Annotated in this window: 10 protein-coding genes; 2 read left to right on the forward strand and 8 right to left on the reverse strand. The window is 43.5% G+C overall.

Translation table 11 applies throughout. The annotated features are described in order from the left end of the window. Positions 1-7: 7 nt before the first annotated feature. The 6 genes from purL to purE form a co-directional block, all read right to left on the reverse strand. Positions 8-2,224 carry a phosphoribosylformylglycinamidine synthase subunit PurL gene (gene purL, locus AC1DBT_RS03560; RefSeq protein ID WP_480018611.1) on the reverse strand — a complete coding sequence of 739 codons (2,217 nt, stop codon included), beginning with the start codon at positions 2,222-2,224 and terminating at the stop codon, positions 8-10. Then, complete coding sequence (purQ, locus tag AC1DBT_RS03565; RefSeq protein WP_276769711.1) at positions 2,221-2,904, reverse strand: phosphoribosylformylglycinamidine synthase subunit PurQ; 684 nt, start codon at positions 2,902-2,904, stop codon at positions 2,221-2,223. Before purQ ends, purL begins: the two co-directional genes overlap by 4 nt. A gap of 10 nt (positions 2,905-2,914) precedes the next feature. Continuing rightward, entirely contained in the window at positions 2,915-3,238 is a 324-nt protein-coding gene (purS, locus tag AC1DBT_RS03570) for a phosphoribosylformylglycinamidine synthase subunit PurS (RefSeq protein WP_276777384.1), read from the reverse strand. Positions 3,239-3,263: 25 nt separating this feature from the next. Further along, on the reverse strand, positions 3,264-3,980 hold the full coding sequence (gene purC, locus AC1DBT_RS03575) for a phosphoribosylaminoimidazolesuccinocarboxamide synthase (protein ID WP_480018612.1): 717 nt from the start codon (positions 3,978-3,980) through the stop codon (positions 3,264-3,266). 75 nt (positions 3,981-4,055) lie between these two features. Continuing rightward, positions 4,056-5,234, reverse strand: coding sequence for a 5-(carboxyamino)imidazole ribonucleotide synthase (gene purK, locus AC1DBT_RS03580; protein ID WP_480018613.1), 1,179 nt, complete (start codon positions 5,232-5,234; stop codon positions 4,056-4,058). Continuing rightward, positions 5,218-5,775 (reverse strand): 5-(carboxyamino)imidazole ribonucleotide mutase, encoded by a 558-nt coding sequence (gene purE / locus AC1DBT_RS03585; protein WP_480018614.1) that lies wholly within the window; start codon positions 5,773-5,775, stop codon positions 5,218-5,220. Before purE ends, purK begins: the two co-directional genes overlap by 17 nt. A 335-nt stretch (positions 5,776-6,110) precedes the next feature. Here purE and AC1DBT_RS03590 point away from each other — a divergent pair, with 335 nt between their 5' ends. Both AC1DBT_RS03590 and AC1DBT_RS03595 read left to right on the forward strand, forming a co-directional pair. Continuing rightward, positions 6,111-7,889, forward strand: a complete 1,779-nt coding sequence (locus AC1DBT_RS03590; protein WP_480018615.1) for an ABC transporter ATP-binding protein/permease — start codon at positions 6,111-6,113, stop codon at positions 7,887-7,889. Then, positions 7,889-9,619: an amino acid ABC transporter ATP-binding/permease protein gene (locus AC1DBT_RS03595; RefSeq protein WP_480018616.1), complete on the forward strand. Its 1,731-nt coding sequence runs from the start codon at positions 7,889-7,891 to the stop codon at positions 9,617-9,619. Before AC1DBT_RS03590 ends, AC1DBT_RS03595 begins: the two co-directional genes overlap by 1 nt. A gap of 15 nt (positions 9,620-9,634) precedes the next feature. Here the strand turns inward: AC1DBT_RS03595 and AC1DBT_RS03600 are convergent, their stop codons facing one another. Beyond that, the gene (locus tag AC1DBT_RS03600) at positions 9,635-10,717 is read right to left on the reverse strand and encodes a MupG family TIM beta-alpha barrel fold protein (protein ID WP_480018617.1); all 1,083 of its coding nucleotides are present in this window, start codon (positions 10,715-10,717) and stop codon (positions 9,635-9,637) included. Continuing rightward, on the reverse strand, positions 10,710-12,155 hold the full coding sequence (locus tag AC1DBT_RS03605) for a PTS transporter subunit EIIC (protein ID WP_480018618.1): 1,446 nt from the start codon (positions 12,153-12,155) through the stop codon (positions 10,710-10,712). The genes AC1DBT_RS03600 and AC1DBT_RS03605 overlap by 8 nt, the downstream gene beginning before the upstream one ends. Between the last annotated feature and the right edge of the window lie 72 nt (positions 12,156-12,227).

Below are 12,227 nucleotides of genomic sequence, written 5' to 3' on the forward strand. Positions count from 1 at the left end.
CCTGCTCCTACATGTGACGCGAAATAGTAGTTTCCCAGCAGCGCTTAAGCTCATCCACGGAAACACTCAGCTGCTCATCCAATGTGGTAATACGCAACTCTGCTTCATCGGTTACATAGCCTACCTGCTTAAATTGAGCTCCATAGGCTTGCTCAAACGCAGGACGCTTATCTGCAGGAACGCTTAAAACAAAACGCGATTGCGTTTCGGCAAATATGCACGGCGTATGCATATCAAGTGCAACCGTAGCTCCAACGCCATGCTCAAAGCAGCACTCGCTTAAAGCAACAGCCAATCCACCTTCGCTCACGTCGGTACATGCAGAAACAAAGCCATCTTTAATCGCGCGTAAAATGAGCTCTTGATTGCGCATTTCCGCCTCAAGATCAAAGGCAAAAAGCTTTCCACTTACACGTCCGCACTCAAGATTTTGCAGCTCAGATCCGTTAAAGTCGGCGTGCGTTGTGCCAAGCGTGTAAATTACATCACCGGCTGTTTTGAAATGTGAAGAAGTAATATGCGATAAATCTTCGATCAAGCCCACCATACCAATCATAGGAGTTGGCATAATAGCGTGGCCATTTGTCTCGTTATTAAGCGATACATTTCCCGAAACAACAGGCGTTTTAAGGGCAGAACACGCATCGCCAATACCACGCGCGCTTTCTTTAATCTCGTAGAATATCTCGGGGTCTTTTGGATTTCCAAAGTTTAGACAATCTGTAATTGCCAAAGGCTGAGCACCCGTTGCTACTAAATTGCGCGCAGCTTCGCAAACAGCAATTTGACCTCCCACAAAAGGATCAAGATAGATGTAGCGCGCGTTACAATCGGTGGTAGCGGCAAGCGCTTTATTAGTTCCACGAACACGAATAACCGCAGCTGATGAGCCTGGCCCCACAACCGTAGACGTACGTACCATGGTATCGTAGGTTTCGTATACACGCTTTTTAGAAGCGATGGTAGGAGTCGTCAACAAATTCTTAAGCGTCTGAATCGCATCGGTAAAGCAGGGCGTATACTGCTCTTGAGGCGCCTGCGCAATACGCTGAGGCTCGCGCGACTCATTTTCATATACAGGTGCATCTTCACTTAATGCATCAACAGGAATATCAGCAACCAGCTTGCCCTTGTGATACAGCTTATATTGGTGCCCTTCGCAAACTTCACCAATTTTTACCGCATCCAAGCTGTACTTTTTACAAATCTGAATAATTTTATCTTCGTGACCTTTTGCAACACATAAAAGCATACGCTCCTGAGATTCGGAGAGCATCATTTCGTATGGCGTCATATGTGTTTCGCGCTGAGGAACAAAATCAAGGTTGAGCTCCATGCCCATATGCGCTTTTGAAGCCATTTCCGAACTAGAAGAAACAAGGCCTGCTGCGCCCATGTCTTGAATACCTACCAACTCATTAGGACAGGTTGTAATGATATCTAAGCACGCTTCCAAAAGGAGCTTTTCCATAAAAGGATCTCCTACTTGAACAGCAGAACGCTTAGACTTTTTAGTGGTATCAAATTCCTCACTTGCAAACGTTGCACCGTGAATGCCGTCACGACCAGTTTTTGCGCCTACATAAATGATAGAATTTCCAGCTCCAGCTGCACGACCAAGCTTTAAGTCGCACGTTTTCATGAGGCCAACGCACATAACGTTAACCAGCGGATTTCCTTGATATGATTCATCAAAAGCAATTTCGCCGCCAACGGTTGGTATACCAATACAATTACCATACCCCGAAATACCATGAATAATTTCTTTGAACAAGTATTCTGTACGAGCGTTATCAAGCGAAGAAAATCTAAGCGAATCCAAAACGGCAATGGGACGCGCGCCCATGCTAAAAATATCGCGCAAAATACCGCCTACGCCAGTAGCCGCTCCTTCATAAGGCTCAACTGCAGACGGGTGATTGTGGCTTTCGGCCTTAAATACAACAGCTAATCCATCGCCAATGTCAACAACACCTGCGCCTTCACCTGGTCCTTGAATAACACGAGGGCCTTTTGTAGGAAAGGTACGCAAAACTGGTTTTGTATTCTTATATGAGCAGTGCTCGCTCCACATAACGGCAAACAAACCGCACTCCGTATAATTAGGCAATCTACCTAAAATCTTGCATGCATGATCGTATTCTTCTTCGGACATCGCCCAATCTTTATATACTTTTGTTTGACGAATTTCTTCACACGTAGGCTCTTTACCATAGGAACTCATGCATGTACCTCGTCTTTCTTAAATGCTGCAACCATTGATTTAAATACACAAAGACCGTCTTTGCCGCCTAAAAGCTCCTCAACAGCACGCTCGGGATGAGGCATCATGCCAATTACGTTGCCACGCTCGTTGGTGATACCTGCTATATTTGCAACAGAGCCGTTGGGATTTTCGCCTTCGTAGGTAAAAATTATTTGATTGTGAGCGCGCATAGATGCAAGCGTTTGCTCGTCGCAATAATAATTACCTTCACCATGAGCAATGGGAAGCGTGATAATTTGATCCTTTTTAAATGCCGAGGAAAATGCACTTGTATTGTTGACAACCCTTAATTTTTGCCACTTACAAACAAAATGTAAGTTAGTATTGCGCAAAAATGCGCCAGGCAAAAAGCCTGCCTCAACAAGAATCTGAAAACCGTTGCAAGTTCCTAAAACAAGTTTTCCTTCTTCAACAAAGCGCTTAACTTCGGACATGATAGGTGCAAAACGAGCAATTGCGCCGCTTCGTAGATAGTCGCCGTACGAAAAACCTCCCGGCAACATAACCGCATCAAATCCTTCAAGTGAAGTTTGTGAAGCGGGTACGTATTGTGCTTCTTCGCCCAAAACATCACGGAGCGCGCAAAGCATATCCATATCGCAGTTAGACCCTAAAAATTGAATAACGGCAAATTTCATACCCGCTCCTTTAGTGTGTATCCGCAGCTGAGGAATTGTTTTGCGTGCATTTTGTATCGGCAATTAACGTTGTTTCTCCAGTTGCGCTGTCATGATGCCAAATGGTATACACAAAACTTTCGGTGTTAACGTTTGCAAGTAATTTGTCGGCAATTTCTTCAACAACATTCACAGGATGTTCTTCGGTATCGTCAAGCGTCATCTCAAAATATTTGCCCTGACGCACGCTTTCCACCGAAGCATAATTCATCTGATGTACAGCCTTTTTAATTGCCTGACCTTGAGGATCTAAAATGGACTCTTTATAACTTACATAAATTTCTACGTTATACATCAAACAACCTATCTCTTAGTTGGGTTTAAGACAAAGCAGAACAAAGACGCTCGTAAACTGCTTTATAGAAGGGGATCATATCTTCGTCGGAGTTTCTAAAAATATCTTTATCAAAGCTCTCGTGCGTGTGTACATCCCAAAGTCTGCAGTTGTCAGGAGAAAACTCGTCTCCCAATACAACTTCTCCATCGGCATTTGTACCAAACTCGAGCTTAAAATCAACCAATATTAAACCAGCACGCTTAAAAAGTTCTGTGAGCAGCGTATTCACTTCTAGCGTAAGACGTTTAATTTCTTGCAGTTGAGCAGGGGTTGCCAAGTGCATAAACATCAAATTATCGTCTGTTAACAGCGGGTCATGCAAATCGTCGGATTTATAGTAAAACTCAATCATGCCGCCTTTAAACTCGGTGCCTTTTTCAATACCAAGACGTCGAACAATGCTTCCAGCTGCGAGGTTTCTTAACACAACTTCAAGCTCAAACATATCAAGTTTTTCAACAAGCTCTTCTGTATCGGAAATAATCTCTTTGAGATGGGTTTTAATGCCGTGATCAGCCAAATATGCAAAAATAAGACGCGTAATTTTTTGATTGAGCTCACCCTTACCAGCTATTTGCTCTTTTTTAGCACCATCACCTGCCGTTGCCTGATCTTTATAGACCATCCAAAGCATACGAGGGTCATCGGTTTCGTACATATCTTTTGCTTTTCCCACATAAGATAGTTTCCCCTTTTGCATGTACAATCCTTTCTCGCTGTACGTTTTGCCTTACCTACTTACACCATCTACATGTTTACCAGCAGTAACTTATAGCTACACATTATCTTTTGTCCAAATACCGCATTCGTCGAACGCTTTAAGCTGCTGCGTTGTGTCTTTGCACAATGCGGTAACATGCCCCATTTTGCGCGCGTAGCGAGCCTCACCCTTGCCATACAGATGATAATGCCAGTTAGCGTGCTCATTCATGCTGTTATAGGTGCCTTCAACGTGCTGACCAAGAACGTTCATCATAACAGCAGGTGAAAGCAGATGTGGCTGAGCTATGTGCATGCCACAGATGGCTCGTATATGCAGATCAAATTGCGAAAAATCGCAGGCTTCAATGGTGTAATGACCCGAATTATGCGGCCTGGGCGCAAGTTCGTTTATCATGATGGAGCCATCGTGTAACACAAACATCTCAACGCCTAAATCACCAACAAGATGTGCTGCATGGGCAATTTTGAGCGCTTCAGTACGTGCACGTGCGCGAATAGGTTCTGAAATGCGCGCTGGAACCACAGAAGCATGCAGAATATTGTGTTTATGAATATTTTCAGACGGCTCAAAAAGTGCCATGGTACCAAATGTATCGCCACACACCATAACCGAAATTTCGCACACAAAATCAATCCACGCTTCTAACAAACATACCTGCTGCTCAATAAGCTTTTGAGCTGTGTCTATATCATCTTTTGATCTAATGACTACCTGACCTTTACCGTCATATCCAAAACGAGATGTTTTAAGAACACACGGCATGCCCAAGCGCTCAATCCCCTCCTTCAAATCTTGCGGAGTAGCAACACGCGCATGAGGAGCAACTATGGTATGCGCGTCCAACAAAAAACGCCTCTCATCGAGGCGGTTTTGGCTTGCGCGTAGCAGTTTTGTTCCCTGAGGCAGATAGAGTGCTCCCTCGTGTTGCAAGGTGTCAAGCACACCTGTGTCAACATTTTCAAACTCATAGGTAATAACATCACATGCTTGGGCAAATGAACGCAGCGCTTCCACATCGCTATACTCATTTTGATAGTGAAAATCGCTTACCTGAGCTGCAGAGCAATTTTTTAGCGGATCAAGAATACCTACGCGATAGCCCATTTCTTTTGCAGATTGAGCAAGCATTTGACCAAGTTGACCGCCGCCTATGATTCCAATGGTTTGACCAGGAAGAATTTGTTTAGCAGGCGATGAGGCTATATCTATTGTATTAGTCAAGACTCTCACTCATTTCGCGCGCAGATAAATTAAGCTCGTGCCTATAGGCAGCGAGCTTTTCTGCAAGTTGATGATTTGTAATTGAAAGAATTTGTACGGCAAGAAGTCCTGCATTTTTTGCACCAGCCGCGCCAATTGCAAGCGTTGCAACCGGAATCCCTGCCGGCATTTGCACAATTGACAGCAATGAATCCATGCCGTGGAGTGCGTGAGTTTGCACAGGAACGCCCAAAACAGGAAGTGTAGTTTGAGCTGCAATCATCCCCGGTAAATGTGCGCTTCCTCCAGCGCCTGCAATAATAACCTTAATTCCATTTTTGCGCGCGGCAACTGCAAATTCACGCATTTCAAGCGGCATGCGATGTGCAGAAATTACTTGCTTGGAATAAGGAATATTAAAATCTTCCAGAATTTGGCAACTTAACTTCATGGTTTCCCAATCGGACTTACTGCCCATAACCACCGCAACGCAAGGTTGCGCGTCTGCGTTAGTTGCCGAAACAAACGATGCTTTAGTTTTGTCGCAAGACAAAACACGTACATCCGACATACCAGAACTTCCTTTCTGAACGCACCAAATGAAACGCTTTATAAAAGGTATAGCTCTGTAAAACATGATACCTACGTGCGCTTATGCACACAACGAGGCGTGAAGTGCGCCCGACTCATGTCCTACATTCACAATATAACGGGTTTTACGTACGTTTAGAATGCATGAAACATACAGTTAATAGTTAAGATATCTATAACAATAAATCTACACATACGCGCTCTTGCAATATTTTGTACAATAGCGATAGGCACAAATCGCACGGAGCTTTTGTGAACTCTTAAAATAAAACCGCAGGCCAGCTCAAGTACGCCACACCGTAAAGCGAGAAAATCATGGTAGACAAACGACTTTTAGCATTAGTCCCACAAGCAAAAAAAGAAATTGCAAAAACGGTAGCAGCACAATATATAGGTCTTATTGCTACCATCTGCTTTTCGGCCACACTGGCATACGCCCTAGCAGCTATGCTTGCGCACACAAGCATCGCTGTATATGCTTGCTTAGGTATTTGCGCGGTGGCAATCATATTAAAATGTGCTTCATCATACGCAACAGAGCTTTATTCGTTTAACGCGGCTTGCGACATTAAGCTTGTCTTAAGATCAAAGATTTATGAAAAACTGGTTCGCTTAGACGTAGCGTCAGCACAAAATATTTCAACAGCAGAACTGATACAAACTACCGTAGAAGGAACTGAGCAACTAGAGATATATTTTGGCAAATTTTTGCCGCAACTTGTGTATGCGTGTTTAGCGCCTCTTACGTTATTTGTGGTACTGGCGTTTGTAAACATAGTTGCAGCAGCCGCGCTTTTAGTATTTGTGCCTCTTATACCTGCAATTATTATGGTTATTCAATCAATTGCAAAACGCGTTATGGGCGCATACTGGAAATCCTATACAAATTTAGGCGATGTTTTTCTCGAAAATTTACAAGGTTTAGTAACACTTAAAATATACAATGCCGACAAAGCGCGTCATGAAACCATGAACGAACAAGCGCAGGATTTTCGGCGTGCAACCATGCGCCTGCTTAAAATGCAGTTGAATTCAATTATGGTGATGGATGTGGCAGCATTTGGAGGAGCTGTCGCTGGCATGAGCGTGGCGTTTTCCCAACTTTTGAACGGGTCGCTTGACGTATTTGGATTTTTGCTTATCGTCCTTTTATCTGCAGAGTTCTTTATACCCATGCGAACATTGGGCTCATATTTTCATATTGCCATGAACGGTATGAGTGCAAGCAACAAAATATTTACGTTTTTGAATACGCCCGAAACAAAGCGCGGAATACACGATTTACCTGTGCTTGCGCAAAAATCACCTATGAGTGGCGCATGCACCATTACATTTGATCACGTCAGCTTTGCATATCCTTTGCAAAACAATGCCAACAATGAAGCACCTGTAAACGTTTTACATGATGTATCGTTTACGCTTCCAGCTCATGGAATGATCGCCTTTGTTGGCGCAAGCGGAAGCGGAAAATCAACTATCGCACATCTTATTGCAGGAGCATACCCTCATTTTTCCGGCAGCATCATGCTCAACGGCCGCTCTATCAATGATATAAACGCAAACGCTTTATCGCGCACAATAACCACCGTCTCGGCGGAGAATTATATATTTAGCGGCACGATACGAGAAATGTTGTTGTTAGCAGATAGAAGTGCCTCTGACGAGCTGCTCTGGCATGTACTCAAACAGGCGCGCATTGCTGATTTTGTCCAATCACACGGCGGACTTGAAATGCATGTAGAAACGCAAGGAGCCAATCTTTCTGGTGGTCAAAAGCAGCGTTTGTGCTTTGCACGTGCACTTTTGCATAACAGCGCATACTACATTTTTGATGAAGCAACCAACAGCATAGATGTTGAATCAGAAGAACACCTCAATCACGCTATACAAGAACTTGCAACTACCAAGGGCGTGTTGGTTATTTCGCATCGATTGGTAAATGTTGTACCTGCTGACTGCATTTATGTACTAGATAAAGGCAAACTGGTAGGAAAAGGTACTCATACTGAATTGTTGGCTCATTGCTTGGCATATCAAACAATGTGGAAAACTCAACAAAAACTTGAACAAATTCGACAAGGAGAGCTGGCATAATGAGAGCGCAACAACATACAACAAATCCATCGCCTATACACCAGCGCAAACGCACAGCACTTTCATGCATACTTGCCATGTTAAAGCTTATACATTCATTTATAGGCGTAGTTGCAGCAGCAACCGTATGCGGTATTCTTGGATTTTTGTGCGCTATTTTTATCCCTGTAGGCGCCCTTATTGGTTTGGGGATGGTGCTTCACCTTCCAAGCTCTAGCTTTGGGATGCACTCGGCGCAGACATCGCTTGCGTTAATTATTGCCATACTTATAGGCCTTGCACTCATGCGCGGAGCACTGCGTTATCTTGAACAACTTTGTAACCACTACATAGCTTTTAAGCTGCTTGCCGATATTCGTGACAAAGTTTTTGGCAAAATGAGAGAGCTTACTCCTGCTAAATTAAGTTCTTCTGATGCTGGCGATCTTATTTCACTTATTACCTCTGACGTTGAGTTGCTTGAAGTGTTCTACGCGCACACCATATCTCCGATTTTCATTGCTCTTATCGTGAGCGCAATCATGACCATACTTTTAGCTTGTATTCATCCCCTTTGTGGATTGGTTGCGTTAATTTCCTACGCCGTAACTGGTATTTTGTTACCTCTGTGGACATACAGACGCATGGGCAGCCTTGGAAAGCAGCTTCGTTCAAAAACTGCCACATTAAGCAACTGCGTGCTCGAAAATATACAGGGAGTTCGTGTTGCACGTCAGTTTTTAGCCAGCGACGTTAGAAAAGAGCACATGATACAAAAATCACATGAGCTACTCCAAGTTCAAAAGATTACAGCTGCTCAAACGGGGTGTGGCACATCGTTGGCTCATGCAGTAGTTATGCTGTGCAGTTTGTCTCAACTTGCCTTAACATACGCACTGGTAACTCATGAAATCATTCTGCCCCTTGACGGCATAATTGCCACGGGCATGTTATTTTCTTCTTTTGGACCCGTACTCGCATTGGCGAAGCTTGGTTCAACATTACAAGGCACCCTTGCTGCTGGAGAACGTGTGTTGTCATTGCTGGACGAGGCGCCCTTAGTGCACCAGGTTGTAGATGGATCTTGTGTTTTGTGCGGCAACGCAGTCGCACGAAACGTAAGCTTTTTGTATGACTGTCATCAAAATCCGGTTTTAGAGAATGTATCCTGCGATATACCACAAGGATCTATTGTGGGTATTACAGGAGCAAGTGGTTCGGGAAAATCAACATTATGCAGGCTTTTAATGCGCTTTTGGGATGTATCAAAAGGTGTTATTACTATTTCTAAAACACCCATCCAAGATATTACAACAACAAGCTTACGTTCTGGACAAGCGCTTGTTGAACAAGATACGTATCTTTTTCGTGAAAGTATAAAAGACAACATTAGGCTTGCGCGTCCAACAGCAAGCTTTGATGAGATTGTTCATGCTTGTAAACAAGCTTCATTGCACGATTTTATTATGAGCTTGCCTCACGGATATGACACGGTATTAACCCAAGGCTCAAGCTCACTATCAGGTGGACAGCGTCAGCGTATAGGTGTTGCCCGTGCATTCTTACATCAAGGCTCAATGTTGCTGCTTGACGAACCTACCAGCAATTTGGACGCGCTTAATGAAGCGCGCGTCCTTACAAGTATTAACCAAATTAAAAGAAAACGAACAATTGTGCTTATTTCGCACAGAACGTCTACGCTTAACTGCGCAGATAAGATCTATCATGTTGAGAGTGGAAAGCTTGTGTAACGAGCAACAAACAAACTATTGCGCAGGCACAAGCATAAAGCGTGTTCCTCGCCCAATAAGGTCAATAAGCTCTACATAGTGCTCGTCTACGTGTCCAATAACATTCACGCGCGCATCAGCTGGAAAATCGTTACGCAAAAGTTCAATTTCACCCTGATAGCGCATAAAATGTTTGTTATCCATCGTGATACAACCACGCTTGCGAAAAGTTGTACAAAAGGGCTCAATACCGTGCGAACCATTTGATTGATCCGAGGCATACCGGCGCGATTCTTCAAAACGCACAAGCCAGGAAGGGCTATCCTTCCTGCAGGTAAAAATCTTACGATACAAATATTCATAACCTGAGCGAAGCTTAGCTGGTATCACAAGCATATCTTGTTGTATAAAGGTATCTATCAGCGCTTGTTCATAATAAGAGATTTCGGGATCGGCGCAAAAAACCTCGTCAACCGCATAGCGTATATTCATTTGAACAAAAGACACATACGGCGAAAGCGTGCGCTGATGCTCAAGCGTGGGTAAGCCTTCTCGAAGTGGAATGCGCCTAACTTTATCCGCTGGGATAAACGCCATAATATGCATACCCAAGCGTTTTAAGGTGTCATTGCACTCATCAAAAAACGCACTATCCAAGCCAGTTAGCGGACGCGGATAAAAATTGTGCATTGCATATACCAAAGGATTTGACGAAGTTTGAGCAGATTGCACAATCAATTGCGCGTCATCAGGGCATATGGTAGAAGCATTTACAACGATAGGCATCGTTTTGGCCAAATCGGCAATTTCTTGTGGAGTTAACCCATCGTCGATACGTAAGGCCCACAAGCCCAGTGTTTGCTTTAACTCAAGAAAAGAGCTCATCTTAAAAATTTCAAGCGTTTTTGGAGAAACATCTGCAAGAATGCGCGCGTGTTTTGAACAGAGCAAAGCGCATAAATCTTTAACTTGCTGCGTATACGATGAGCAAAATTCTTCTTCTATATGGAGTGAGATAAATACACAAACACCACCTGCCGCACAAAGAGCGGCAGGCAGTTTTTTGGTTTTATTATATTCGGTTAAAGAAATCGCACATCCAAGTGGATTTTTATGCATTTGCGGCTTCCTCATTCTTTACCATAATATTTGTAATTACAAATCCCATGATATAAGAAACAACCAAACCAGCACCATAAGTTAAGACCGAAGCAATGGCACCGCCTTCACCAGCGGTCATAACAAACAACGCAAGCAAGCCAGAAGGACCCCAAGTTGTGGCTGCAACGCCCAAAGCCATAACAAGCGCGCCACCAAAACCTGCACCAAGGCCTGCAGAAATGAAAGGACGACCCATAGGTAAGGTAACACCATAGATTAAAGGCTCGCCAATTCCTAAGAAACCAGCAGGTAAAGCACCTTTAATTACGTTGCAGATACGTTTATTGCCACCGCGCTTTGCTTTAAGATAAATTGCAATTGCGGCACCAACCTGACCAGCACCAGCCATAGCAAGCGCAGGATACAAAGTAACATAGCCAAATTGTTCAAGCTGAATAGAGTAAATGGCAACAAGACCGTGATGCATACCCATAGCAACCAAAGGAAGGAACAGGGCAGTTGAAATATAACCAGCAATAATGCGTACAACAATTGACGAGCTCATGCAAAGTTGTTGTAATCCCATGCAAATACCCGAAGAAATAAATCCGCATAAAGGCATAACAATAAAAATATAAGGAATCAAGGTAACAATCAACGTTAAAACTGGAGTAAATACGATATCCAAAGAATCGGGCATTTTAGCGCGAATAGCTTTTTCGATTTTAACAAGCAGAAATACGCCCAAAACAGCAGCCAATACACCACCGCGACCAGAGCGCAAAATGGCATCCAACGGCTGAGTCTTATTAAACAAACCAACAACAGCAGAGATGTCGTTAATTGCTGGAAGACCAGTAATCATACCCAGCATACCACCTAAAATTGGAGTTCCTCCAAATTTTTCAGCAGCACGATAGCCTACCCATGCTGTTAGAAAAGCCAAAAATGACGTGTTAATAAGTCCTAAGAATGGAATCAACACCGAAAAGAACATGTCCGATTTCCATCCAGGATTAAGCTGCTGAATAAGAGACGAAAGACCAGCACACAAACCAGCGGCAATAACACCCGGAATAAGAGGAACAAAAATTTCGCCAAAAGTTTTAAGGATCAATCTTATGCGAGAGTCACTTTGCTGCGACTTAACAGCTTTTTTGTTGGCTTTCCAGTCGTTATCACAAGATAAGCCTTCTTCCGAAGTTGCAATACCCATAGCAGCACAGATATCAGCGCATTTACGGCATTTACCAGGTCCAACCACAATCTCAATATAATTTGTGCGGTCGTGAACAATGCCAAGCACGCCTTCAACATTTTTAAGTGCATCCTCATCTATTTTGGCATCATCTGCAACTTCAACACGTAAACGCGTCTGACAGTTTGTTGCCAAACGTACATTTTCTTTACCTCCCAAATGCACTAATACATTTTGTACCAGTTCCTCATTGGTCATGGTAGCCTCCCTTTCGTGAGCTTTACACTCTTTAATACCCTTATCACCCAATAATGCAAACACTCTATAGAG

Source organism: Fannyhessea sp. C0108B2, from assembly GCF_056583915.1.